At 66.4% G+C, this 24,998-nt stretch carries 23 protein-coding genes; 5 read left to right on the top strand and 18 right to left on the bottom strand.

Annotated elements, in window-relative coordinates; translation table 11 throughout:
- Positions 1 to 157: 157 nt before the first annotated feature.
- Positions 158 to 1,009 carry an acyl-CoA thioesterase gene (locus tag ABQE89_RS06165; RefSeq protein ID WP_448415167.1) on the bottom strand — a complete coding sequence of 284 codons (852 nt, stop codon included), beginning with the start codon at positions 1,007 to 1,009 and terminating at the stop codon, positions 158 to 160.
- Positions 1,010 to 1,228: 219 nt separating this feature from the next.
- Between ABQE89_RS06165 and ABQE89_RS06160 the strand changes: the two genes are divergently transcribed.
- Positions 1,229 to 2,893, top strand: a complete 1,665-nt coding sequence (locus ABQE89_RS06160) for a hypothetical protein (protein WP_448415165.1) — start codon at positions 1,229 to 1,231, stop codon at positions 2,891 to 2,893.
- An 11-nt stretch (positions 2,894 to 2,904) separates the two neighbouring features.
- Here ABQE89_RS06160 and ABQE89_RS06155 read toward each other — a convergent pair whose 3' ends face one another.
- Both ABQE89_RS06155 and ABQE89_RS06150 read right to left on the bottom strand, forming a co-directional pair.
- The gene (locus ABQE89_RS06155) at positions 2,905 to 3,531 is read right to left on the bottom strand and encodes a heme-binding beta-barrel domain-containing protein (protein ID WP_448415163.1); all 627 of its coding nucleotides are present in this window, start codon (positions 3,529 to 3,531) and stop codon (positions 2,905 to 2,907) included.
- Positions 3,528 to 3,977 (bottom strand): Fur family transcriptional regulator, encoded by a 450-nt coding sequence (locus ABQE89_RS06150; protein WP_448415161.1) that lies wholly within the window; start codon positions 3,975 to 3,977, stop codon positions 3,528 to 3,530. The genes ABQE89_RS06155 and ABQE89_RS06150 overlap by 4 nt, the downstream gene beginning before the upstream one ends.
- 598 nt (positions 3,978 to 4,575) lie before the next feature.
- On the opposite strand from ABQE89_RS06150, the gene ABQE89_RS06145 reads away from it, so the two are divergent.
- Positions 4,576 to 5,370 carry a hypothetical protein gene (locus ABQE89_RS06145; RefSeq protein WP_448415159.1) on the top strand — a complete coding sequence of 265 codons (795 nt, stop codon included), beginning with the start codon at positions 4,576 to 4,578 and terminating at the stop codon, positions 5,368 to 5,370.
- Positions 5,367 to 6,464 carry an ESX-1 system-associated protein gene (locus tag ABQE89_RS06140; RefSeq protein WP_448415157.1) on the top strand — a complete coding sequence of 366 codons (1,098 nt, stop codon included), beginning with the start codon at positions 5,367 to 5,369 and terminating at the stop codon, positions 6,462 to 6,464. The genes ABQE89_RS06145 and ABQE89_RS06140 overlap by 4 nt, the downstream gene beginning before the upstream one ends.
- A 1,093-nt stretch (positions 6,465 to 7,557) precedes the next feature.
- Here ABQE89_RS06140 and ABQE89_RS06135 read toward each other — a convergent pair.
- Positions 7,558 to 7,818 carry a hypothetical protein gene (locus ABQE89_RS06135; protein WP_448415155.1) on the bottom strand — a complete coding sequence of 87 codons (261 nt, stop codon included), beginning with the start codon at positions 7,816 to 7,818 and terminating at the stop codon, positions 7,558 to 7,560.
- Between the two features lie 55 nt (positions 7,819 to 7,873).
- Here ABQE89_RS06135 and ABQE89_RS06130 point away from each other — a divergent pair, with 55 nt between their 5' ends.
- Together ABQE89_RS06130 and ABQE89_RS06125 are read left to right on the top strand one after the other, a co-directional pair.
- Complete coding sequence (locus ABQE89_RS06130) at positions 7,874 to 8,662, top strand: EspK C-terminal domain-containing protein (protein WP_448415153.1); 789 nt, start codon at positions 7,874 to 7,876, stop codon at positions 8,660 to 8,662.
- 127 nt (positions 8,663 to 8,789) lie between these two features.
- Positions 8,790 to 9,767, top strand: a complete 978-nt coding sequence (locus ABQE89_RS06125) for a hypothetical protein (protein ID WP_448415151.1) — start codon at positions 8,790 to 8,792, stop codon at positions 9,765 to 9,767.
- 12 nt (positions 9,768 to 9,779) lie between these two features.
- Here the strand turns inward: ABQE89_RS06125 and eccD are convergent, their stop codons facing one another.
- The 14 genes from eccD to ABQE89_RS06055 all read right to left on the bottom strand — a co-directional run bounded on the left by eccD (position 9,780) and on the right by ABQE89_RS06055 (position 24,718).
- Positions 9,780 to 11,309, bottom strand: coding sequence for a type VII secretion integral membrane protein EccD (gene eccD, locus ABQE89_RS06120; RefSeq protein WP_448415149.1), 1,530 nt, complete (start codon positions 11,307 to 11,309; stop codon positions 9,780 to 9,782).
- Positions 11,306 to 12,703, bottom strand: coding sequence for a MinD/ParA family ATP-binding protein (locus ABQE89_RS06115; protein ID WP_448415147.1), 1,398 nt, complete (start codon positions 12,701 to 12,703; stop codon positions 11,306 to 11,308). The genes eccD and ABQE89_RS06115 overlap by 4 nt, the downstream gene beginning before the upstream one ends.
- A gap of 87 nt (positions 12,704 to 12,790) precedes the next feature.
- Complete coding sequence (locus ABQE89_RS06110; protein ID WP_448415145.1) at positions 12,791 to 13,078, bottom strand: WXG100 family type VII secretion target; 288 nt, start codon at positions 13,076 to 13,078, stop codon at positions 12,791 to 12,793.
- 31 nt (positions 13,079 to 13,109) lie between these two features.
- Positions 13,110 to 13,412, bottom strand: coding sequence for a WXG100 family type VII secretion target (locus tag ABQE89_RS06105; RefSeq protein ID WP_448415143.1), 303 nt, complete (start codon positions 13,410 to 13,412; stop codon positions 13,110 to 13,112).
- Positions 13,413 to 13,503: 91 nt separating this feature from the next.
- The gene (locus tag ABQE89_RS06100; protein WP_448415141.1) at positions 13,504 to 14,796 is read right to left on the bottom strand and encodes a PPE family protein; all 1,293 of its coding nucleotides are present in this window, start codon (positions 14,794 to 14,796) and stop codon (positions 13,504 to 13,506) included.
- Positions 14,797 to 14,829: 33 nt separating this feature from the next.
- The gene (locus tag ABQE89_RS06095; protein ID WP_448415140.1) at positions 14,830 to 15,123 is read right to left on the bottom strand and encodes a PE domain-containing protein; all 294 of its coding nucleotides are present in this window, start codon (positions 15,121 to 15,123) and stop codon (positions 14,830 to 14,832) included.
- A gap of 145 nt (positions 15,124 to 15,268) precedes the next feature.
- On the bottom strand, positions 15,269 to 17,050 hold the full coding sequence (gene eccCb, locus ABQE89_RS06090; RefSeq protein WP_448415138.1) for a type VII secretion protein EccCb: 1,782 nt from the start codon (positions 17,048 to 17,050) through the stop codon (positions 15,269 to 15,271).
- Positions 17,047 to 19,278 carry a type VII secretion protein EccCa gene (eccCa, locus tag ABQE89_RS06085; protein ID WP_448415136.1) on the bottom strand — a complete coding sequence of 744 codons (2,232 nt, stop codon included), beginning with the start codon at positions 19,276 to 19,278 and terminating at the stop codon, positions 17,047 to 17,049. Before eccCa ends, eccCb begins: the two co-directional genes overlap by 4 nt.
- On the bottom strand, positions 19,275 to 20,747 hold the full coding sequence (gene eccB, locus ABQE89_RS06080; RefSeq protein ID WP_448415134.1) for a type VII secretion protein EccB: 1,473 nt from the start codon (positions 20,745 to 20,747) through the stop codon (positions 19,275 to 19,277). Before eccB ends, eccCa begins: the two co-directional genes overlap by 4 nt.
- Positions 20,748 to 20,750: 3 nt before the next feature.
- Positions 20,751 to 22,472: a type VII secretion AAA-ATPase EccA gene (eccA, locus tag ABQE89_RS06075; RefSeq protein ID WP_448415132.1), complete on the bottom strand. Its 1,722-nt coding sequence runs from the start codon at positions 22,470 to 22,472 to the stop codon at positions 20,751 to 20,753.
- A complete protein-coding gene (locus tag ABQE89_RS06070; protein ID WP_448415282.1) occupies positions 22,465 to 22,905 on the bottom strand; it encodes a YbaB/EbfC family DNA-binding protein in 441 nt (146 codons plus the stop codon). The genes eccA and ABQE89_RS06070 overlap by 8 nt, the downstream gene beginning before the upstream one ends.
- Positions 22,906 to 22,936: 31 nt before the next feature.
- Positions 22,937 to 23,782 carry an ESX secretion-associated protein EspG gene (locus tag ABQE89_RS06065; protein WP_448415130.1) on the bottom strand — a complete coding sequence of 282 codons (846 nt, stop codon included), beginning with the start codon at positions 23,780 to 23,782 and terminating at the stop codon, positions 22,937 to 22,939.
- 2 nt (positions 23,783 to 23,784) lie between these two features.
- Positions 23,785 to 24,105 carry a type VII secretion target gene (locus ABQE89_RS06060; protein ID WP_448415128.1) on the bottom strand — a complete coding sequence of 107 codons (321 nt, stop codon included), beginning with the start codon at positions 24,103 to 24,105 and terminating at the stop codon, positions 23,785 to 23,787.
- A complete protein-coding gene (locus ABQE89_RS06055) occupies positions 24,092 to 24,718 on the bottom strand; it encodes an EspA/EspE family type VII secretion system effector (protein ID WP_448415127.1) in 627 nt (208 codons plus the stop codon). Before ABQE89_RS06055 ends, ABQE89_RS06060 begins: the two co-directional genes overlap by 14 nt.
- Positions 24,719 to 24,998: the final 280 nt, after the last annotated feature.

Raw genomic sequence — 24,998 nt, 5'->3', positions numbered from 1 at the left:
GCGACACCCGACATCGAAGGGGTTCCATGACGTCACCCGATTCGAACGACACTGCGGGACAACAGGATCCGGCAAAGATAGACGTGCCGGCCGCGAATCCCGCGTACTCGACTCCTCCGCCGGACGGTCTGCCGGACGCCGAGGACGACGCACAGGGCTAGGTGCGACCGAAATAGAGTTCCTGGGTGGCGAGGCAGACGAGTTGCCCCGACCGGTTGTACATCGTCGACGTGGTGAGCCCCCGGCCGGCGATCCCGCTGGGTGAGAACTGGTCGGAAAGCACCCAATCCGACAGGTCCACCGGCCGGTGGAACCACAGGGCGTGGTCGATCAGCGCATTGAAGGTGCCGATCGGGGTGGCACGTCGCATGGCCAGCGCCGCCTCGACCATCGTGGTGCCCGACAGGTACGCCAGAAGACAGCTGTGCAATACCTCGTCGGCCGGCACAGGCTGGGCGGGGCGCCACCACATGCGCAGCCGCGGAGACGGTTCGGGCAGGTCGAGCGCGACGCGTGGTGGCGCGTCAACGTAGCGCAGGTCGAACGGTTGCGGGCGCACCCAGTGGCCGTCCAATTCCTCGGCGTAACCGGCCAATTGCTCCTGGACGGGTGTCAGGGAATCCGGGTCGGCCACCTCGGGCATGGGCACCTGGTAGTCCAGCGAGTCGAAGGGTTCGCTCAGCGACACCAGCGCTTCGAGCAGGATCTGGCCGTCTTGGGTGGCCGTCACCTGCCGCGTCGACAGGGTGCCGCCGTCTCGCGCGGGGTCGACGCGTAGTTCGACGGGGTAACGCGCATCGCCGGCGCGCACGTAGTAGACGTGCAGGCTGTGCGGCCTGCGACCGGGGGCGGTCAGGCTGGCCGCCATCAACGCCTGGCCGGCGATGTGCCCGCCGATGATGTGGTGGGCGGGATTGTCCAGTTGCGTCGCGACGAATCGATGGTCGTCGCGTCGCTCCACCTCCAGGGTGGCGATGATGTCGGCCAAGGTCGGCGATCGGAAGGTCACCGTGGCATCATGCCGCCCCGGGTGGGCATCCCTCTCCGGTGGCCGACAAGAAGACCCCAGCCGATGCATCCGATGAGGCCGTCGTCATCTTCGCCCCGCTGCCCGTGCTCACCGTGCCCGTCGAGGACGGCTCGGGTGTTCGCTGTTTCGACTGACGAGGAACCTGTCGTGCCCTAGTCTCGATTCCGCTCGGCCGGGCCCGGGCGGGAAGGGAAGCCGATGGGTCGCCGCGAGCTGGTGGCAGTCCTTTCGGTTGCTGCGCTGCTGGTTGCGTCGTGTGGCTTCGCCGACGGCAACAAGGACGACGTCGCCACCGGGCCGACCACGACGTCGGACCGGACCTCGGCGGGCAACCAGGTCGACGCCGTGATCGACGGTGTGAAGATCCAGGCGACTCTCGCACCTGAAGACGACGGACGCGACCTCACGATCACCCCGGCCGACGTCGAGTCGTCGCAAGCCGACGCGCTGGTGGTCGCGGCGAGCCCGGTCAGCATCGAACTCGACGGCGGCAGCGCCCAGCCCTCGGCTCCGATTCGGGTGCAGTTCGATCTGTCCGAGCGACCCGATGTCGTCGCCGAAATGACGGACACCGTCGTGCCCGTTGTGGAATCGGTGTCGGCGACAACCGGTGAACGGGACATGTTCGCCACGACGTGGGATCCGGCCACGAAGACGGTCACCACGGAAGTCACTCACCTGAGCAACTTCTGGGTGAGTCTGTTCAACGTCTTCAAGGCGATCGAGGACGGCATCGGCCGGACCTTTGAGGAACTGCGCGGAAACACCCGGTCGCCGTGCCGCGAGCGCAGCGAGCTGACCCTCGACAGCACTGACTACGTGCTGACAGCGGTCAGCCCGGGTGCGGTCGCCGGATGCTTGGCCGACGACAACGGCGCGGTCGCAATCGATTTCGACAACGCCACCGGTGCCTTCTACGCGATTCTGGTGGCACCCGACGACATCGGCGGCAACTGGGTGGTCGGGCAGGCGCTGAACATGGGTGACGCGGCGGGATCGATCGCGGCCGGGTGGACGCCCGGCAGCAAGGGTGTCCTGGCCGGGCGATCCAGCGGACGGCTGACCCTGAACCGGGGCGTCACCCAGGGCGATGTCCGGTTGACTCCGCAGCCCCAGGGCATTCTGGCCAAGAGCCTGCTGACCGGCATCTCGATGTTCGGCGTCGACCTGAAGCGGTTCGAAGGCATCCCGCAGGCCTGGGATTGCTTCGCCACCGCGGTCAACGCCCCCGGTATCGACGGCAACGTGAGCACCGCGCAATTGAACGGCATGATCGGCGACATCAGTCAGTGCGTAATCGCCTTGGCCAAGGCGCAGGGCGGGGACCAGGCCCGCATGACGGCGCTGCATCAGCTCAGCGTCGTGGTCGCGTTGCTGATCGAACTGCCCCAGCAGCTGTGGGATTTCATCGCCACTGGACTGCAGCAGGCCGCCCGGGACTCGGTAAAGGATTTCCGGCTCCGCAGTACTGCCGATACCTCCCCCGCACCGGGGCCGGCCGAGCCCGAGCCCGCCGGGGAAGCCAGCGCGATGATCGACCGGGTCGAGGTGACGACGTGGGCCTACGACCGGGTAGAGGGCGACAGGTATGTGGCCGACAACGCCGGCGGAAAGAACCTCGAGGTGTTCTGGAAGTCGTTCGCCGGAGCCGATCAGGTGCGGTCGGGCTGCACTTCTTCGGTGCGGATCTCCGGTCCGGGCGCTTCGGAAACCAAGAACAGCTCCGGATGCGACTCGTACAACCCGGGCACCTACTTGAAGATCAAGAGCCCCGGTACCTACACGGTGACCGTCACGGTGCGCCAGGACGGACGACCCGACATCACCGCCGAGCGCACGGTCACCGTGCTACCGCACCGCTAGTCACGGCCGCGTCAGGCGTACTCGACGCCCGGGTGGTAGCGCTTGACGCGGTGCAAGGTGTTCTCGTCTGTGTGGTGCATCTCCCCGCCGATCGCGGTCAACCGCAGCAGCAGATCGGATTTGTAGCTGAATGTGCCGTCGTCGTTGAAGGTGAAACTGCTTGTGAACCCCTTGATCTCAGCGCGGTCGAGCAGATAGCGGTTCTGTAGCACTCCGTAGCAGGGATCACCGGGCGTCGCATTGAAATGCAGGGTGCGGGCGCCGACGGCGGCGTCACTGCCGGCGAGGATCGCGATGCCCCGACCGAACACGACATTGCGAATCACCTGACCGTGTGCCTTGTCCCAGAGCAGGAAGCCGATCTCGTCGTGGAACGGATCCATCGCCTCTTCGCCGTGCCGCCAGGCCGTCATCGAGTAGTTGAGTCCCCAGAGCACCTGTTGGCCGTTCTCCTGGAGCGGGATCGGCTTGAAGACGGCCTTTTCGAAGTAGGTCGTCTCACCCGTCACGTCGTCGTTGTTGTGGTAGCTCAGGTCGACACCGCCGTCGCCCTCCCACTCGCCGATCAACGGGGTCAGCGGACCGAGCTTCTGCGGGCCGCGGAGGGCGGTGCGGTCGAGAGTTTGTGCGTTGGTCATCGGTGATGCTCCGTTCGATTGGTGGTTTCCGTTGACACAGCTCGGCATTCCGGGCAGAGGCCCCAAAACGTCACCTCGGCCTCGTCGATGTGGAAGTTCTGGTCATCGCTGGCCTTCAGACATGGTGCTTTGCCCGTCGCACAGGGGATGTCGACGATCGCCGCGCAACCCCGGCAGACCAGATGGTGGTGATTGTCGCCGGTCTCGAGTTCGAAGAGGGTCCGCATACCCGCCGGTTCCACGCGACGCAACAGCCCCACCCTGGTGAGCGCGTGCACGACGTCATAGATCGCCTGCGTGGACACCGTGCCCAAGCGGGCCCGCGCCCCGGTGGCGATTGTCTCGACATCGGCGTGGGGTTGGTGCTCGAGTTCGGCAAGAACGGCGAGGCGCGGGCGGGTCACCCGGAGGCCGGCGGCGCGGAGCTTGTTCTCGACGCTCTGCATGGATTTCCTCGATTCTGGAGCCCGTCCAGATTACCCCGTCCATTTGTCTTGCGCAAGACAAGTCTTGCGGTTAGCAAACCAAGCGTTTATCCGAGCAGCTTTGTGTCAGTGCGGGATCCGTGGATCTGCTGGTCCCACGCGCGCCAAGGCGTGTCGAGCTCACGGCGCCGGTGTGCTTCGACCTTCTTGACCAATCGACGGCCTTCGTCTGGGAGAGCCAGCATGACGGCACTTCGGTTGTCGGCCTCGGGACGTCGGAGGTGACCCGACGCGTCGAGCCGATCCACCGGCCGAGCGCCGGCAGCAGCCGAAACCGCGGCAGCGAGAGACTCCGGGCCCTCGACGCTGCGCAGGGCCCACCCCGACCAGGTCACTGGTGGCGAGCTGAATGGCTGCCGGGCTGTTCAGTCTGTCGGCTTACTACTCGCGGTCGGGCAACTCTGTGACGTGTAGACAGCTGCTCAGAACACCGGTATTTCCGCAGGTGGAGGCTCGATTGATGACCGCTGCGGGTGCCGAATTTCGTGCGATAGGTGCCATGGCTGTTCGGGTAGCATTTTTTCTTGACGCGTGAGGCTATTGCGGTGCGGAGAGGCGGATGATGGAACCGTTGCGGGTTGACGCCGGCCTCGTCCGAGAAGCCGGGGGGCGACTGCAGACGATCGCGGGTGCCATTCCGCCGCCGCCGACGGTGTTCTCGCCGACCGGAGCCGATCCATTGTCGACGGCCATCGCGACCAAGATCGCAGAAATCGTCGACCCGGTGATCGCGCAGCTGCCGATTACCAAAGAAGAGTTGATCCGCTACGCCCAGAACGTGATGAACGCCGCCGGCATCTATGACGTCACCGACCGGCAACTCGCCGAAGAGATCCGCAGGCGTTTCGGCCTGGTCGACGACGCCCGTGGTGGCGAGGGCGGTGGGCCCGGCGCGGCCGGCGTCGGGTCGGCGGCTGGGGTGCCGACGCAACCGGGCATGGCACCGGCGGCCGGTGTCGGACAAGAGGCCGGGCAATTGGGCCAGATGATGCAGATGCCGATGCAACTGGCGCAGCAGGCCGCGCAGATCCCGATGCAGCTGGCCGGCATGGCGGCGGCCATCCCGCAGGCGATGATGCAGGGCGTCCAGAGCGCGGTGCAGCAGTCCGGTCAGTTGTCGGAGATGGCGGGCGATGATGCGCTCGACGGCAAGGCCGAGGAGACCAAGCAACTCGAGGAGGAGGCGCCGACCGAGGACGAGGCCGCGCCGCGTGCGGATGAGGCAGGTCCGGCGACGTCCGGTGGTGAGAGGGTGCCCGAGTCGCAGTCCCAAGAGCCTGTGCAGGAGCCCTCACCCGCACCGAAGCCGGCACCGACGAGGCCGGCTGAATCGACGTCGGAGATCGTGCTGTGAGCTTTCAGCCGCCCGGCGGTTCGCCGTATCCTCCGCCCCCGCCCAACAACCCGCAGCAGCCGTGGTCGCCACAGCCGCAATGGAATCCCGTTCTTCCGCCGAAGAAGCGCGGCAACGGCTGGAAGTGGGCGTTGGGAGCGGTCGCGTTGGTGGCCGTCATCGGAGTGACTGCGGCGGTGACGGTTTCGGTGACAAAGAACGACGACACCGACGGAGACGGCAGCAATCCCCCTGGCGAGACCTACGGTTTAGCGAGCGCCGACGATAAAGGCCCCGCGAACATCATCACCGAGGATCCGACGTGTGCCGCGTGGAGGCCCATCAATCAGACGCTCGCTGAAGTGCAGCGAAAAGGTTGGGATAGGCGCGATCCTGCCATACCAGCCGAAGATTGGACACGGGAGCAGCGGTCCCATTATGAGGAGGTCGGGCTCGCAATGCGCGAGACCGCGACCCGCGTAGGTGAGTTGGTAAAGATAACTCCCCATCGCGTACTACGTGAGCTGTATCAGCAATTTATCGCGTTTGCACGCGCGTACAGCGATGCCATCCCGGTGTACTCGCCAATTGACAACCATTTGGCAGGGGTTGTCGTGTCGACGTCAAGCACGTTGGCTTTTGTTTGTGCTTCCATCGAATGGGGTTCGGCGCAAGCCCGGGCGCCGTTGGTAAAGGCTCCGCCACCACCATCTGAGCTCCGAGCCCCTTCCAATCCGAGTGACCCATCGCGTTTCCTGCTAGGCCGTGATCCGTCGTGCCCAGAATTGTTCCGTCTGTTACGTCAATTCGATACCGACACAATGGCGTGGCAAGGAGTCGATGCGAATATCCCTGCCAGTAATTGGACACAGGATCAGAAAGAAGTCGCAGAAAGAGTTGCACCAGTCATGTCGCAACTCGCGACCAACCTCGAACACCTCGGTCTCGCCAGCGCGAACCAAACCTTGCAAGATTTTGCCATCTTTTCTGCGCAATATCGTCGGGCCTATGTGCAAGCTCTGCCAACCTACAGACCTTCTGATTCATTTCTTGCTAGAACCGCCGCAAGAACCACCTCTGTTATCTACGAAGCTTGTAAGGCTGCTGGGAACTAGCAATGGGCATCGCGAGGCCTCCAGATCCCTACGGGATGACTGCGCACCCAGCGTGGCCGGACACTGATGAAGACACGCTACGTGCCTGCGCCAGCGTATTGAACGACGTCCTCAGGGCAGTGTCCGCACAAGTCGACGCAGCTAGAGAAGAACGCACTCAGATGTTCAATGGCGTTGCAATCTGGCGGGGAGGCGGTGCTAGCGCTGCACGGGATTCACTCGGCCTTCGCATCGCGAACCTCGAAAAGCTAGAGGAAGGTCTCGCGGCTTCCGTCAGATTGTTCGCCGATTGCTCAGCCGCAGTGGCTAGTACCAAAGACACGATCGTCACCAACGTCGAGAGAGCACACATGCTTATCGACATCATTAATAGTGCTGACGGCTCCGACTCCGAAAAAGAATCCGCCATTCAATCCGTTATAGATGCTACTCGTGGCGAAAACGTTGAAGTTGTCGCCTCAGCAGCATCGGGGGTCTCTGGCGTTCCGATAGGCGGCTCAGCCGACGGCACCATCAACCTGCTCACTTCTCCAATGGGAGATATGCCGAAGGCGCCGGTGATTGACGAAGTACCGCCCGCACCGGGAGATCCTGTTGTTGTCCCCGGCAACAACACTGACGGCGCAGGTGCAGCCCCGGCTTCAACTGAATTGCCGCTCGCCCCTAAGTCGCCCATGGACACCGACCCCCTTGTATCGGGTAATAACACTGACGGTCAAGGACCCGCCCGAGCTGTGACAGAGGCCCCGAGTCCTCCGCCCGCCGCCGACGCCAATCCACCCTCCGCTCCGCCCCCGGCTGCAGGACCGGGCATACCCGTGACGCCGGGCGTGCCGGGCACTCCCGCTGCGCCATCGGCCCCACGCGTCGGTGGCGGTAACGGCGGTATCACGTCGAGCCCCCTGTCGAGTCCGTCCGTTCCCTCGACCTCCGCGCCCGCCGCCTCGAGCTCTGCCAGTCCCATGGCAACGTCGGACGCCCAGTCGCAGCTGAACGAGTTTCATCGCTCGATGGCGGAAGCAGCGACCAAAGCCGCCGCCCAAAACCCCGTACAGCCGCAACAGCCCGCTGTCCCGATGGCGTCCCCGGCGCCTCAGCCCGTCCCCCCGCCGGCCATGCCCGACCCTCCTGCGGCGGCGCCTCCGCCGGCGCACACGCCGTCGGCCGCCGGTCCGTCCGGCGCTGGCAGCGCCGCGCCCGTCACGCCGCCACCCCCGGCCACACCTTCTCCGTCCGCGCCGCCGGTGCAGTTGGGTCCGCCACCTACTCCACCGCCTGCTGCGCCGGTGGCCGCCGCGGGTCCCATCGGGCCCGGTGTGGCACCGGCATCAACCGCGGCCGCCGGCGCCAGCACTGTCGGTGCTCCCGCGCCGGTACCTGTTTCGGCTGCTCGCGCCGAACGTGAGGCCGTGGCGGCCGCTTCCACAGCCGGCGCGCTGCGCCGTCGCCGCACTGCCGGCAACGACCCCGCGACCCTGGCTCAGCGAATTGCCGCCGCACTCAACGCCAGCACCACCGACGTCGGTTTCTACTGGATCACCGGGCTGGCCAAGGACGGCGCTATCGTCGTCGCCAACAACTATGGGTTGGGGTACATCCCCGAGGGGGTCAACCTGCCCGAACACGTGAAGATGGCCTCCGCCGAGGAGACGATTCCCGTCACTGTCCGCGGCACCTGGGCGACGTATCCGATTCTCGCGCTTCATGGTTGGGCACAACATCACAACGTGGAGTTGCGCGCGGTCATCGCTACCGAGGAGCAATTTCGGGGATTCGACCCCGGCGCGCCCAAGCTCATCCTTCGGCCCGACGACATCCCCGACGACGGCCGTATGGAGGGCAAGCACCGTCTGCAGGTCATCGCCCCCGACGCCGCGATGAAACTGGGCGACGTGAGCGGGCCGGGTCTGTCCGAACTGCTGCCCCCGCCACCCGCCGACGCGACGCCACCGGAGGACCGCCGCCAACAACTGTGGTTCGAGGTCTTTCGTCCACTGTTGAGCAACGTGCCGGACCGCGCCACCGTCCAACTGCAGGCCTTCGTCGCCTACGCCGATCACGCCCAAGAGTTGGCCCTGCACCGCGCCCACACCGCAGCCGAGTCCGCCGAGCAGCGCGCCGCGATCGCCGACTGGATCTACTGGCAACACCTCAGCGTGCTCAACAGGGACGCCATCTCCGCCGAAGCGACCGTCTGATCTGCCGCATTTCGCTCGTCGGCGACACACCTGCCGCCGACTCGGTAGCGTCGAACCTGCCGACCATGACAGTTGCGGACACCATGACCGACACCGACGCCTCTGCCCCGAAGGGCGACCCACCGTAGTGACCCGATTCCTCGCGCTGTGCTGCGCCCTCTTGTTGACGCTGTCCGTCGCGCCGGGCTGCGGCAGTCCGCCCCCGGCGCTGCCCGCCGAGAACCCAACGGAGGTCCATCGGATGCTCACGGGTGATTCCGCGACAGACTTCCTGACGCAGATCGCCACCTACCCCTGGGAAGACGACGGTGCTGCCGCGGGCGCGCGCTTCACCTGGATCGGACGAGACGCTGCGTCCACCGACGGCGACGCCGCGTCACGGGCCAGCCAGGCAGCGGCGGCTCTCACCGACTTCCTGCTCGCAGAGCACAACGACCTGATGTCGGTGCGCGCCGGATTTCTGGGTCTGACGAAAGTCCCAGCTGCACAACTGAATCCGCTGCTATTCCGGAGCTTCGCGGCGGCCCTCGGGCCATTCTTGAGCCGCATGGTCGACGGCACGGACCCGGAGTTCGCCTCGTTCCGTGACGGGGTCACTGCGAATCCGACTGCACTGCGTAACGTGCTGACTGTCTTGGTCGCCGGCACCGAGGCAGCCGGCACCATCGTCGAGTCCGCCAACAGCGCGGCGGGCAGTCTCGAAGATGCCGCGGCGACGGCGCCGCCCGGCAGCCAGGACTCCGTGTCCGACCTCGCTGCGGCCGGTTCGATGTTGGGCGCCGTCGCCGGCGCGGCGCAACAGGCGCGCACCACCGGGATCTCCCCGCCCGTCCTCGCCGATGCGCTCAACGACCTGACGGTCCGCATTGCGACCGCGCTCGTGCGCGCTGACCCCAACCCCGGAACGGTCAGTCAGTACGTCCGCAACGGCCGTCTGATGACTCCTGACGACGTTGAGCGCGATTTCGGGTCCCAGGAGTTGCAGGCGTACTACTCCACTCTGGCGAGCTATCTCACCGAGAAAGGCTTCGGCGAAGCGCTGTCGGAGTTCGAGAAGTCCTTCCGGACTGGCTCGGGCGAGACTCCCCACAGGCCCACCGCCTGAACCGCCGCCGGCTTAGAACCGCAGGTTGCGCAGCACGTCGTACACGCTGGCGATCCACAGCAGCATCGGGATGACCGCTGCGATCGTCGCGCCGTCGAGCAATTCCAGGATGCGCTTGACGACCGGCGAAACCCTGCGCACTTCGCGTGTCGCGCCAACCACCGTCAGCGCCACGAACCCCGCGACGGCGTATACGGCCAGCACCAGCCAGGCCGCCTCGGGATACCACAGCGACAGCTTCACCATCACCCCGGTCGGCACCGCCACCGCGGCGGCCAGTAGGGCCCACGCACACCACCGCTCGGCATACAGTCGCGAGCGGAACCCGCAGATCATCGTCACCAATCCCGCCACGATCATGCTGTGCACAAAGAAATGCCCTTGCACCACAACGGTGATCGCACCCGCGGTCAGAACCAGTGCTCCGGCGCTGACGAATCCGATCAACAACCGCTTAGCCAGTTCGCTGCGCTCATGCAGACGTGCCGCGGAGTCCGGTACCGAGGCGATGATGGCCTGCCAGGTGGGTGATTCCTCGCCGGCCATGTCAGAGGTGGCGATGGGGTCGAGAAGTTCCTCGCTGCTCACACTCTCGCCGGGCGCGGGAATCGGCGGCAGCGCGATCCGGGCCACCGCCACCGTGAGTTTGGCCGCGTTGGTCACCACGATCAGACCGAATGCGATGGCACCCACCGGTACCCAGTATTGCCAGCCGTAGCCGAAGGCCACTGCGGCGGCGGTCGCCGCTATCGAGGTCACCGCGAAGAACGACGCCAGCTCGGCGCGCCGGCGTGGACCGCCTCGCGTGGCGAGGGTCAACAACAGCACCACGGCGGCGGCTGCAGCTGCTTGCGGGGCACCCAGTGAGTCGAAGCCCCTGGGTAACGGCACCGCCAGCGCCGCAGCGCCGGCCAACGCCGGAATCGACGCTCCCAGCAGGCTTTCGGCGAGGTCCAAGTTCTGATATCGATTGGTCGCCACCGCGCTGCCACCGAGCAGTCCCAAGCCGAGCACGCCGAGCGCCAGCACCCACCACCAATCGTGGCCGGTACGCGACCACGCGACCAATGCCATCAGAGTAACGACGGACGTGATCACCGGAACAGCCAGTCCGACAAACCGATTCAATGCCGAGCGATCGAACTCCGGCGACTCGTCTAGCACCGCGATCGCGTCGATGACATCCTCGACCAACGGCCGGTACCGCTCCGTGCGGCTCACCGACACCAACGTCAGCAACGAGCCGTCGACCACCCCGGCCTCGTCCAACGACTCGTCGAACTTCAGCGGTGGCGCCCCGGGCCGGGCGAACGCCCAAACCCCTTGGGCGGCGAAGTCGAAACCGGCCAGCACGTCTTTCGGAGTGTCCTCGAGAAGTTCGGCCAGCACCGACACCGTCTCGTCGATGTAGGTCTCGATCGGTGCCGCTGCCGGCAATACCAGATCGGTCATCCGCCGGCCGGTGAGGATCGTCACCCGCGTGGTCGACGGTCGTCCCGGCGTCACGCTGGACGTCGATGCGGCGGTGGCGGTGGAGGTCAACGCCGCTCGAGCCTGTCGAAGTCGTCGGACAGCGCCGCGGCCAACTCGACGATTCGTCGCTGGAAGGTTCGGCCCAGCAGATCCAGTTCGATCTCCGTGCCGGCAGCGATGTGCTTGTCGAACGGCAGCACGATGACGCGGCCGGGAGGCACGTGCCGCTCGAACTGCTGCACCAGATCGTCGACATCGATGTTCGGCTTACCGGGCACCACGTGGTTGATCACCACGCATGACCGGCCGAGCAGATCCTGATATCCGTTCTGCCGCAACCAGTCCATGGTCACCGCGGCCTGCCGCGCCCCGTCGATCGATGCGCTGGCCACGATGACCAACCCCGACACCGTCGACAGCACGCCGCGGGCGGCCGGCTGGAACAGCCCCGCTCCGCAGTCGGCCAGCACGAGGTTGTAGTAGCGCGACACGATGCCCGTCGCGCGCTTCCAGTCCTCGTCACTGAATTCGCGGCGCGCACCGCTGTAATCCTCCGATGACAGCACCTCGAGATTGGCGCTGTTCATGCTCGTGTAAGCACGAATGTCGTTGTACCGGGCCAATTCCTTGTCGGCGAGCAGATCCGCGACGGTGGCGGCGGACTGCCGGCCCGCGCGATCGGCGAGGTTGCCCGCGTCGGGATCGGCGTCGACGGCCAGGATCCGATCGCCGCGCACCTTGCTCAACGCCGAGCCCAGCGCCACCGTCACTGCGGTCTTACCGACGCCACCCTTGAGCCCGAATATGCCGATCTGGTAGGAATCCCTCGCATTTCGGCGGATACGGGTGTGCAGTTCCATCTCGTAGAGCTCGTCGGGCGACAACCCGAGGTTGATCCGGGTGAGCACGTAGAGCAGATGCCGCCAGCCGCGCTGCGAGGGCATCTTGACCGCCGACTTCACTCCCACGTGCGAAAGCGCGTCGATGGCGCGGTGGTTGCCGATGGTGGCCGCCGACGTCGGTGCCGGTTGGCTCGTGGATTGGCCGGCACGCCAGGTGTCGTTGTCGGACTGCGTATCGGCGAAGTGCTGCGTCGGCGCGGGCGCCGGCGCGGGCCGTGGCGGCGCGGCGGGCCCCGGCCGGGGCTGCTCGAACCGAGCGCCGGTGGGGCCGGTGGACTGCGGTGTCCGCATCATCCCGTTGGCTTGTGGCTGCGGAGGGGCCGAGCGTGCCGCGGGCATCTGCGTCGTCACCTCGGTCTGCCGCGGCGGCGGGGTCGGCGCCGTCTGTGTCTGGCTTGGGGTGACGGGCATCGCCGGCGGCGTCACCTCGCTGCGGCCCGGTCCGCTCGTTGGCATCGGCGCAGCCGACTCCTTGGTGATGTGGCGATGCGCCGCGTCGTCGTCGGCTGTCTGCACCGCGTCACCCGCGGAGTGGAAGAGCCGGTCATAGTCGGCCGACATGGGTACCTCTCAAACTCAATAACGCCAAGACGCACGCGGGGGGCGAGTCGCCGAGAGCGTTCCCGCCCACCCACGTGCACCGCGGTGTTATGCGAACATCCCGGTTACGCCGGCTTCGGTTTGGGCCATCGTGGCACCGGCTTCGCCGATCGTCGCCGCGAGGTTCTGCAGCGCCTGATTGAGCTCGGCAGAGGTGCTGTCCCAGCGCATCTGCACGGCCTGATAGGCCTCCGAACCGCTACCGCCCCACACCGAGGCGAGCGCGGCCAGCGATCCCTTTCCCTCGTCGAGTAGGCCCGCGGTGGTGCTCACGGCACCCTGGATCTCGCTCACGCCGCCTTCGATACCGGCGAAGTTCCATACCTGTTCAGTCATGTCTGTGCTCCGTTTCGGTCAGTGATTGAGGTCAGATGCCCATTGCGGACGCGACGATGCCGGCTTGGTCTTCGTCGGTCGCGGTGTACTGGACACCCGAGGTGTGGATGTTGGCCGAAATGTCGTTCAGCTCTTGAATTTGCCGCGCCGCGGCCTCGTGGAAGCGCGCCAGCGCCGCCTGCGCCGCGGTGCCGGCCTGGCCGACCATCTGACCGGCCAGCGTTCCCGCGGTGCCCTCGACGTGCGAGATGACGCCCTTGAGCTCACCGGAGATCCGTTCGAAGTTCGCTGCCTCTTTGGCGAGGACAGCGGCATCGGTATTCATCTGTGCCATGCTGGATTCTCTTTCTTTTTTCCTGTGTCCTCACCACTTATCTCTTCGATGGCGAGTCTTTCCGGCCGTGTGACCGGGAAGTTTGTTGCGACTACCAGTCGTCGTCTTCGTCTTCGCCAAGGTCTTGAGGCAGGACGGAGGGCGCCGTCAACCCCGGCCTGGATCCGCCGCTGGTGCCGCGTTGGCCCATCGCGCCCATGGGGCCCATACCGCCCCCGGCGCCGCCCACCGGTGCCAGGCCCGCGGCGCCTGCGCCCGCAGCTGCCCCCGGAGCCGCCGCCACCGGCTTGGTATCACCAATAAGGTTGGCCATCAGCGGTGTTCGTGGCGCAGTGCCTCCGGCTCCCGGCAACGAGGCGGCCCGCACCAGGCCGGCGCCGGCTCCCGCGCCGGATCCGCCTGCCAACGGGTGGTTGGACAGCGGGCTGGCGCCCATCAGGCCCATCTGGGCCTTGTCGCTGCCGCCCAGTCCACCCATCTGACTGAACATCGATGTCACCTGCTGCAGCGGTTGGGTCAATTGCTGCATCGGCTGCATCACCATCTGGCCGGCCTGCTGCGGCAGCTGACCAAGCGTCGAACCCAACTGCGAGGCCATCTGCATGCCCACCTGCATGCCTTGCTGCATCTGGTCCTGACGGCCGAGTTGGTGGGCGTTCTGGGTCCGCTCAGCCTGACCTTCGGCGTGCACCGCCATCTGGTTGGCCTGAGATACCGCACGGCCGGTTAGCAGGGCCCCCGACTCGACGGTGGCCTGCGCGCCGACATGGGCGATCGCGACGTTGCGCGCCGCGGCGGCGGGGGCCATGGCTGCCGCCTGACCGAGCGCCGCGCCGACGGCGCTCTCCCCCACGCCGGGGATGACGATCGGCTTCATCGGCATGATCGGCTCGAACACGATATTCATCGCCGTCTCGGCCTGATACAGATCCATCGCGCCGGCGGCCTGATTCCACATCCGGACGAAATAGTCGAACTCGTTGACACCGATCGGGACCGTGTTGACGCCAAGGAAATTGGTGGCTTCCAACACGGCGTGGGTGATGTGGTTCTGCTCGATTTCCGGCAACGGCGGTGTGGTCGCCATTGCCAGGCTGTATGAGTTTGCCTGGGCGGTCGCCTGCAACGCCCGCTTCTGCGCTTGAGCCGAAACAGTTCTTAGCCAGAGGACCATTGGCATAGTTGCGGCAACGGCACGCTCGCTTGCTGAACCGTTCCACGCGGACATCAGAGAGGCCAGGCTTGCGGCCAATTCGTCGGCCTGGGTCTCCAGGAATATCGCCAGAGTTTCCCACCCCGCGGCAGCCTGCAGCATCGGCGCCGGACCGGCACCGGCCATCAGCCGCGCAGTGTTGAGCTCTGGCGGCATTCCATGCCAGAACATCGTCTGTGGTGTCCTTGCCTGGTCGTGCGGCGGTTAGAAGTTGGCCGCGTTCGCGCCGTCGACGGCGGCGTAGATACCAGCGATCTCCATGTAGGACGCCCCCGTGCGAGTCATCTCTTCCTGGGCAAATGCGTTCATCGCGAGCGTCTCGGCACCCTCGGCGGCGAACGCCACGGCGGCCTGCGCCGACACTTCGTCCGCGCCCGCGGGCACCAGGGCCGTCACCGCGGCTGAGGCGGCGCTACCGGCGGCCAGTCCGCGCGCGCCGTTTGCGACCACCTGTGCTCCGATTCCGACGGCTGCCGGGTTGTGCTCCATTGGCTGCATTTGCGAGATCTCCTTGCCTGGATTGATTTTGCAGCTTATTGATTTGTCACTACACCTGCCGACGGTTGCCCGGGCGCGCCGAATCTACTCCCCGACCCTTTGCTGACATTCCGCTCCGAGGTTTGCTGAGCATGCTTGATATATCTTAACCGGCCCCCGGGGGTGCTAAAGACACTTCTTCGTCCGGGGGATCCACATATGCCGCCTGAATGACCTCCTTTCCATCCGGCGAGACCAGAAATGCCTGGCCGGGTGGGCGCCGTTTGAGCTTGATCTCGCTGGAGGGAAATTCCTGTTTCTCCCCGGACAGGAACAGCGTGGGCGACCCGGCCCCGTAGGCGGCGCCGACGAACTTGTCCATGGTCGCGCGGTGCGCCTGGCTCATCTGGCAGGTCACGATGACGTGCAGGCCGATGTCGGCGGCGGCCGGCAGCAGGGGAAACAGCGGCGCCATCGGTGGCACCACCCCGCTGGCGGCCACGATCATGTGCCAGTCGTCGACGAGCAGCACCACGTCGGGTCCGCTCCACCAGGACCGGGCCCGCAACTGGGCCGTGGTGAGATCCGACGGCGGCAACCGCTTCTTGAGGTTGATCGCCAACGCCTTGATCGCCTCCTCGAGGGTCGCGTTGTTGCGATTGACCGCGCCAGCGTCGAGCAGATGGCTGTCCGGTACGGCGTCGAGCAGTCCCGACCGATAGTCGGCCAGCATGAAGCGCACCTGCGCGGGGCTGTTGCGCGAACAGATGGCCTGCGCCACCGCGTGCGCGATGCGGGTCTTACCCGACTTCGGCGCCCCGAAGATCAGCAGGTGCGGTGTGCTGTGCATGTGGTTGTAGGCCACCGATAGATCCGACTCGCGGATGCCGATCGGGACCGTCCACCGTGTGCGGTAGTCGGCGTCGGTCCCGGGCGGATTCGGGTCGAGGTCGTGCAGGTAGATCCGCTCCGGCAGGACGCGCACCTGGGGGGCGCGATCGGTGCTCGCTGAGGCGATGGACTTGACCGCCGCCGACATCGCCGCCACCAGATCGTCGGCGCTGTGCACTCCGTCGAGGCGGGGCACCCCCATCATCAGGTGGTGCTTTTCCATCGACACCGCGCGCCCCGGCCGGTTGGCCGGAATCTCACGGGTGATTCGATCGATCTGCGTCTCGTTGACGTCGCCGAGCCGGAACTCGATCTTGGTGCCCAGATAGTCGCGCACCCGCGACTTCAGCTCGGTCCAGCGCGGCGTCGAGATCACCGTGTGCACACCGAATTGCAGCCCCTGGCCGGCGAGATCCTGGACCACCGGCTCCAGATCCGGGAATTCGGCGACGAACGCCGGCCACCCGTCGATCACCAGGAACACGTCGCCGAACGGATCGGCCGCCAGGGCGTGGTTGGCGTCCTCGCGCATCTGCCGATACGCCGCCATCGAGCCGACCCGGTACTGCTTGAACATGGCTTCCCGTTGCCGCAGTACAGCTTTCATCTCGGCGACCACCCGGTTGACCCGGTCGGGCTCCGAGCGGGTCGCGACGCCGCCGACGTGCGGCAGGTCCTCCAGGTACATCAGGCCACCGCCGCCGAGGTCGACACAGTAGAACTGCACCTGTCGCGGCGTGTGTGAAGCCGCCGCCGACAGGATCAGCGTCTGCAGGAACGTCGACTTACCGGTCTGCGGAGCGCCGCCGACGGCGATGTTGCCGCTGGCCGACGACACGTCGATCCCCCAGACCTCCTGGCGGTGCCGCCGCGGTTCGTCCATGATGCCCAGGCCGAACCGCAGCGGCTTGCGCTGCTCGTCGCGTTCGATGAGCTTGTCGACCGGTGTCGGATCGGACAACGGCGGCAACCACATCCGGTACGCGCGGATCTCCCCGGTGGTCAACTGGTCGAGAACCACCTCGCGCAGCACCCGCTGGTCGGCTTCGACGCTCATGAGTTGGCCGCCGTGTCGAAGATGGGCGCCGCGGTGAACGGCCGGATCCGTAGCGGGCTGTGGGCCTGGGTGCGCGGCTTGACGTCCCCGTCGTCCTGCTCCTGCGACGGCGGCACATACGGGACGCCGGTGTAGACACTGTGGAACTTGACCGGATCCTCCATACCGACACGAAGAAAGCCCACACCGCTTTCCTTATTCGTGATGTATTGCGCCTCAGGCGTTCCGATCACCGCCTTCGACTCCGCCGAACTGGTGGTACGCAGTGCGATGCGATAGGTGAGGTTGGGTTCCAGTTTGTCGATGCGCACCCCACCGGTGTTCAGCGACTGCGTGGCCAGCAGCAGATGCACCCGCAGTGACCGGCCCACCCGGCAGATGCGGTCGAACAGAGCGATGAAGTCCGGGTGGTTCTGCAGCAGTTCGGCGAACTCGTCGACGACGACGAAAAGGGTTGGCAACGGCGCCAGGTCGGCGCCGCGCTCGCGGTGCTTCTCGTATTCGGCGACGCCGGAGAGGGCGCCTGCCGCGCCGACCTGCATACCGGCCTGACGCAGGATCGACTGCCTGCGGTCCAGTTCGCCGCTGAGTACCTCGCCCATCCGGCTGACCAGCTCGGCCTCCTCTTCCATGTTCGTCACCACCGCGGCGGTGTGCGGAAGCTTCTCCATACCGAGGAACGTCGAGCCGCCCTTGAAGTCGGTGAGCAGCAGGTTGACCTGATCGGGGTGGTGGGTGGCGGCCAGCGACAGGATCAGCGTGCGTAGGAACTCCGACTTACCGGAACCGGTTGTGCCGATGAGCATCCCGTGCGGTCCTGCGCCGAACTCCGCGCCCTCCTTGATATCGAGGTACATGATGTCGCCGGTCTTGAGTTCATGGCCGAACGGGATGCGCAACCGGTCACGGTCGGTGTCGCTGAACATCCGCCACCGGCTGGGGGTGACCTCTTCGATAGTCTGCGCGCCGACGAGTTGGTGCCATTCGGTGGCGACCTTCTTGTGCACGCGCACGCTCTTGTCGATGATCGTACCGGTGATCGACCACCCGGCGAGCTTGCGTGCGACGCGGTTGGCCTGTTGCGGGGTCATCCGATCGGCCGCCGAAGTCACCAGGCGGAACGTCTGATTGGGCAACCGGTCATCGGCTGTGCCGTCGGCATCCACCCGGATCCGGTAGGCCGAGCCCCGATGATTTCCGAGGGTGATCACGGTGACACCGGCGCGACCGTCGACCGGGAATCCCGCCCGGCCGCCGGACAGGTCGACGACGACGACGTAAGGGCCGCTGGGCGTGGCGTCGGGGGTGTGCGGGCCGCGGGCGGTCAGATCACTCAGACCGTCGGGTCGGGTGAACAGCATGCGCGTCGGCCCCGCCGCATCGGTGTCGCTCTGATGCTGCACATGCGGCAGCCACTTGAGCCACGCCCAGTCCGGGTCTTCCGGATTGTCGGTCAGCACCCGGATCTGCAACAGGTCCGGTGGGTGAAACACCGCCAGGTGACAGATCATCGCCGTCAGCAGTCCGGCCGCACCCGCCGGATCCCCACCGACCGCGATCGTCGGAAAAGTACGCAGCTGCACCAGCTTCGGGCAATCATGGATCAGCCCGTGGGTGCGCAGGAACTTGGTGACCCACATGTGGCTGACCGGTTCGAGGTGGGGCTGTGGGGCACCCTGCGGCCCTGCGAGTTCGCCTCCCACACTGGGCTTGAGCAGTCGGTCGACGGCGGGTTCGGCACCGATCCCGATTCGAGTGGCCGCATAGAAGTCAGCGGTCACGGTGCGCGACCACTGCCGGTTGGTGCCGATGATCGACAGCAGATCCTCGGGATGCGGGGCGTGGTAGTTGAAGAATGTGACCTGCGCGGCCGCCGAGGACGTCACCCGCGTGCGCAGGCCCGCCAGATACCGCAGGTACTCCTTGCGATCGGCGTTGATCTCCGGAACGCGCTTTCCGCCCGGACCGCCGCCGGCCATGAACCCGACCGTGGCCATCACCATCATCAGCGGCATCATCAGCATGTACGGCGACAACTGCCGGATGCCGGTGAAGATCATGATCACGATCATCCCGATCATGCCGCCGCCCATCACCCACGGCAGCGCCTTCTGAATGCCCGACGGCGGAATGTCGACGCCGAGGTCATCCGGTGGGGCGACGTTGATTTCGCCCGGTGTCAGACGTGGACCACGCTTGATGACGGGGGTGAATTTCTTGGTGGTCATCCGCCACCTCCTGTGCCGGCGGCGGCCGGCTGGGTCGAATCATCGCCGACCCTGCGGGGGTTGGGGTCGGCGGGCAGAGTGTCGTGTTCGATCAGTGCGGCCTGCTTGGACAGCACCGGGCCGTCCACCAGCAGGCTCACCACCTGCCATGGCGCGGTCTGAGGTGCGGACAACCCCAGCGTGCCGCCGGTGTCCTCGTCGGCCACCCCGTAGCGCACACCCTGCGGATCGATGTAGTACAGGCTCTCGCCGTAGCGCGGATCCGGCGACTGCAACCGGATGTACTTGCCCCCGTCGATGAAAACCGTTGCATCGCCGCCGATCTGATCGACACCGGTGTTCATCGCCGACGCGGTGATAGGCAGATGGCGTCCGGTGATCACGGTGGTCTTGGGGGCCTGGTCGCCGGCTTCACGTTGCCAGGCCCAGCACAGCGTCGGGGCGTTCTCGCGTGCCAGCATCTCCAGCGGTCGGTCCGGTAGCGGGGAGACGAAGACCTGTTCGGGAATGCGGGCCACCACACTGGATTCCACCAGCGGAGGGGAGATCAGCCCGAAGGAGTTGGTGGCCCGTAACGCCGCGGCGGTGGTGTCGTTGACCCGCGCCACCCCGTCGGGAAGCACCACAAAATGCTGTTCGCCGTCCTCGGTCAGCGCCTTGAACACCGCGCCGATCACCAGGTTGGGCGGTAGGCCGAACGTATTGGGTTCACCGGTGCGCGGCACCAGCGGCAACCGCCACGGTCCGGCGTTGGGCAGCGCGTTGAACAGCCCCTCCGAAATCGGGGTGGCCCTGGCGGTGACCGGGATTCCCACCGCGGAGGTGACCGCGCGGTCGGCCAGGTCGATGTCATGGCGACCCGACTCGGTGACCAACCAGGTGTTGCGGTCGTGGGACACCAGCACACCCTGATCGGCCCGCATCGGACCGACCGACGCGTCGGTCTGCAGCGGCCGGATGAGCACCGACGTCTCGACGGCCGGCGTCACGCTCTCGGGTTTGGTGACGGTGTCGCACAGCGTCCACGTCGAACTGGCGCCCCCGACCGGGGTCGCATACGGCGCTCCCGGGATGCCGATGGGCTGTCCCTTGGGCATCCGGTTGAGCTCGTCGGACTTCACCGCTGAGGGGTTGCCCGCGTTGCCCAGCACCAGCCGAGCCGAGGTCAGGTTGTACACCGGCCGCAGTTGACCGTCGCCGGGCAGCATGACGTAGAGCTGGTTGGTGCTGCGGTCGACGAGAAGCGTGTCGCTACCGCGCTTTCCGAGTGGTTTGAAATAGGCCATCAGCCCCGCGCCGAGGCAGATCAGCACCGCGATGATGACACCGGTGGACACCGAGCGGCTGTAGAACTGCAACGGATCGTCGAACATCCGGGTGTCACGGCGGACGACCGCGTGTTCGACGCGACGCAGCAGGAAGCGCCATCCGCTGACCTGCACCTTGGTGGTGAGCCGGAAACTTGCCATCGGCTACTCCGCGATGTTCAAGCGGCCGTGAACCGCTGTGATCGCCGCGGCCATGTCATCACCGTTGATCTCACTCAACTGCTCGACACCGAGGCTGTCGATGTCCAGCGAGCGCGACAGCCGCATATCGCGGTTCTGTTCACCTGCCTCGACGAGTTGGCGCGCATACCGACCGTTGCCCGCGATGTCCAGAGCTGGCTTACCGTTCAGCGACCGTTCGTTCAGAAGCATCGCGGCCTCCAGCACTCTCTTGGCGGCGTCCTCGTCCAGAGCCGAATCATTCGCCTGTGCAATCACTTTCGTGATGTCGAGGATTTCGTCGGGGGTGTAGGAGTCGAATTCGATGCGGGTGGCGAACCGCGACCGCAACCCGTCGTTGGATTCGAGCAGCCGGTCGATGTCGGCGCTGTAGCCCGCGATGATCACCACCAGGCGGTCGCGGTCGTTTTCCATGCGGGCCAGCAGCGTGTCGAGGGCCTCGGTGCCGAACGGGTCGGCCCGGCCGTCGCGTTCCTGCACCAGGGTGTAGGCCTCGTCGATGAACAGCACCCCGCCGAGAGCGCGGTCGATGGTGCGACTGGTCTTGACCGCCGACTGACCCTCGTACTCGGCGACGAAGTCCTTGCGCGAGGACTCGACGAGTTTGGGTTCGGTGATCACGCCGAGGCCGGCGAGGATGTTGGCGACCACCCGCGCGATCGTCGTCTTACCGGTGCCCGGCGGACCCGCGAAGATCATGTGCTTGGAGGTCTGGGCCACCTTCATGCCCCGTGCTGCGCGGATTTTGGCCATCTGCGTGGCGGCGCGGTAGGCCTCGATCTGCTCCTTGACCCGGGTCAGCCCGATCTGGCGGTCCAGTTCGGCCTGCGCCTCGGCGAGCAGGAGCTCACGACCGCTGTTGTCGGCCTCTGCGCTGGCCGGATCCCACGGATCCCTGCGCGCGGCGATCGCCTCCGGCGTCGTGGTGACCAGCCGATAGGTCCGATCTTTCAGTGCCTCAGCTACTTTCGGTGCCGGGTGGGTGGCCTGCAGCCACTCCAGCAGGGCCACCGCCGCCTCCTCGTTGCCCTGACCACGCCGAGTCATCGCCAAGAACCACGCGATGGCGGGTGCACACGCCTCGCCGGCCGGCGACGAGTTCGATTCACTGAGGCGCCGTTCGGCCTCGGTGAACAGGCCCAGGTTGGCCGCGGCCACTCCGTGCGCCACGCCCGCGGCGCCGGCCAAGAACTTGTCGGGCCAGGCCGCCGCGCTCCTGACCTCGTCGATGACGTCGGTCCACCGCTCGGCGGCGCCGTAGATCACCGCCTTCACCCAGGAGACCAGGTGCTCTGCACCCGTCGACGGCACGTCCTCCAGCGCTTCCATCGCATCGGCGTAGTTACCGATCGAGGCCTCGTGCACCGCAAAGCCCATCGTGATGGCCAGCGGGGAGTTGATCGGATAGGTGATGTCGCCGAACTGCCCGCCGATCGGCACCCTGGCGTTCAACGAGTTCATCGAGATCTCCGCGGCACCCGCGAGCAGGCCGAAGTTGGCCCGCGAATACCAGGCCCGGAACAATGTCACTCGATCGGTGTCGCCGCACCTGATCCGGCCTACCCAAGCGTCGCAAGCGGATTCGTCGTGCGTAGTGATGTCGGTGAAGAGTTCGTAGGCGCGGGCCTGCGAGCCGGCCAGCATCCCGACCGCGCTGCCGAAGAGGCTGGCGAGGTGCTCAGTCATGGTCACTCTCATATCTGGTTGCGAAAATGTGCGCCCGCGCGGCCTGGGCCTCCTCCGGCGTCGGGAGGTCCAGATCGCGGCGGAGGAAGTCGCGCGTGGCGACGTCGTCGTGGCCCTGCTGCCGCATCCCCTCGAGCATGAACGCGTACTGGGCGGACTTGGCGTCCTGAGTGGCCAGTGCGGCTATCACCACGATCTCGTCGGCGAGATCGCGCTCAGTCATCTCGGCCACTTTCGGCGACAGTTCGATCTGCTTGAGGCGACCGTCCATGAAGGCCGTCACCGAAACGGTCCCCGGCGGGTTGGTCACCGTGTACACCGGTTCGGACGGTTCGTCATCGTCAGCGGCCACACCGGGAGCGGAGAAGTCGAGCGCGGCGACCAGGTCGTCGCGCTCGCCCTCGAAGCCCGTCGGGTAGGCATCACCCACGATGTCTGGCCTTGTCCACTGCACGCAATTCCCGTCACTCCCGGCTGGTTTCGGCGCTGCTGTGGTCGAACCAGTTGCCGGCGGGCAGGAACTCGAGCAATCCCTCGAGAGCGCGCTGCAGGTTGTCGGTGCTGCCCGGAAGGAAGCTGCCGTACAACTCGCCGCTGACCCGTCGAGGGATCGACACGACCCGGCCCTGCGGCGAGTCGAGCACCCCGGCCGCCACATCGGCCCGGGTGAAGGTGCCGCCGGGATGACGCTCGATGGCCGTGATCTCCACCCACCCGGCGGGGTCGGCGATGATCTCGGCGTACGTTCGCGCCGACGCAGGCCCGATACCGTACTGCGCCAGCTGGTTTGCGTTACGGCATTGCGCCAGTTTGCTCGCTATCCCGGTCAGCGGCTCCACATCGGCCGGCGGCTCGGACCCGAGCACCGTCGTCACCATGGCCGCCAGTCCGATCCGCGGCGCCACCCGCTGCAGCACCAGCATGTCACCGTCACGAGCGGCAATGACATGACGATCCCCCTTGCGGCACACCACGAAGCGGATCATCTTGCCACCCACATCGCGACGCCACCAACGGGCTTCCAGGGTGCGGTCCGCGCGGCTGAGGATGTCGACCATTGCTGCGACTTCCGGATGCGGTTCGCCGAACACGTCGAGCACGCCCTGAGCGGCCAGGTCGCGACCCACTTGGTCCCATACGATCTCGCGCAGGTCGGGTTGCGGGATGTTCAGCCGGATACCGAGCGCTGGCGGAAACTCCATCAGCCCAAGACGGTCGGCCACGACGAGCATCCCGTCGATGGTGACCTCGACACCGACGACGTCGTCGATGTGTGTCGTCTCGCGAGGTACGGATTGTGGTCCACCCATAGCTATTCCGTCCTCATCTGAATGTCGAGCGCACCGCCCATCGCGTCGTCGATGCGGTCATAGCGCGTGGCGGCGTCCGTCAGCTTCTCGCTGAGGCCATCCGAGATCGCGGCCATCCTGGTGCCCGCGCTGCGGCGCGCGGCGAGCACCGCCTCGACCGCACCCGTTGCCGCCGCCGCGATGGCACCGTGGGTGATGCGCAACGCCGCGTCCACACCGTCCACGGCGTGGGTCGCCGCGCGGGTCTCGGCGGCCGCGCTGGCGTGCTGGGCGGCGAGTTGACCGAGGTGGACGGTCGTGACGCGCAGGTCATCGCCGGGCATCGGCGCCCCCGCCCTGTCCTCCGGCGGATTCGGCGCGGTCGGGGCCGGCACCATCGGCCACCCCGGCGTATCGGCCCACCGCTTGCCGTAGTTCGCCGGCATTGGTGCGCACCTCCGACCACAACCGGCTCATCTGGTCGGTGCTTTCGCCGAGGGCGCGTTGCAGCGCATTGACCTCGACGGCCAGTCTCGCCGCCTCGCCGTAGCGCGGCATGAGCTGCAGCGGACCGAGGGTCCGGCCGGTGTCGGTCAACCAGTTCGACTGATCGGTGAGCAGGCGCCGGCGCTCCGCGATCTGGGTGGCCTGCCGGTAGAGCACCCGGTGCACTTCGCGGTCGGCCCGGGCCATGGTCTCGGCGCGCAGTTGTTGCCTGGCGTTCTGATCGGCATAGGTACTCGCTCCCCGGCCCACCCAGCTGTCATCGGGACGGGCGGTCCGCAGCGCCTGACCGACCCTGTTGAATCGCGAGTGCGCGTGGCTGAAGAGCGCACCGGTATCCGGGTCGCCGTCGCCGGTGGTGCGCTTCATCGCACCGATCACCGCCTGCCCGCAGTTCAACAGCACCGAACCCGTACCGTCGAGCGCCTGCCGGGCCGTTCGCGCGTCGTCCAATTCCGGTCCAATCCCGCTAGCCCCGAGAAACCTCGGTGAGCGCACCGATCGGTTTCCTGTTTGCCCGCTTGCCGATGATTTGCCGCGACGCCCCCGAATTCAGCGCCTGGACCCGTCGCGGGAACCTTTTGCCGGATCACACAGTACCAGCGGCCACCACGTGCTGATGACACGAATTTGTGGGGACTTCCGGACGGGATGACGCCGCGCCAACCCTTAGCTGAGCAATCCCTGAAAAGTGGGAAATGGCTGTTTGTTTATCTGTTTAGCTATCTGTGGC

This window comes from Mycolicibacterium sp. XJ1819 (assembly GCF_053483675.1).
Note: the sequence above shows the minus strand (reverse complement) of the source record. Positions and strands in the feature narration are given on the sequence as shown.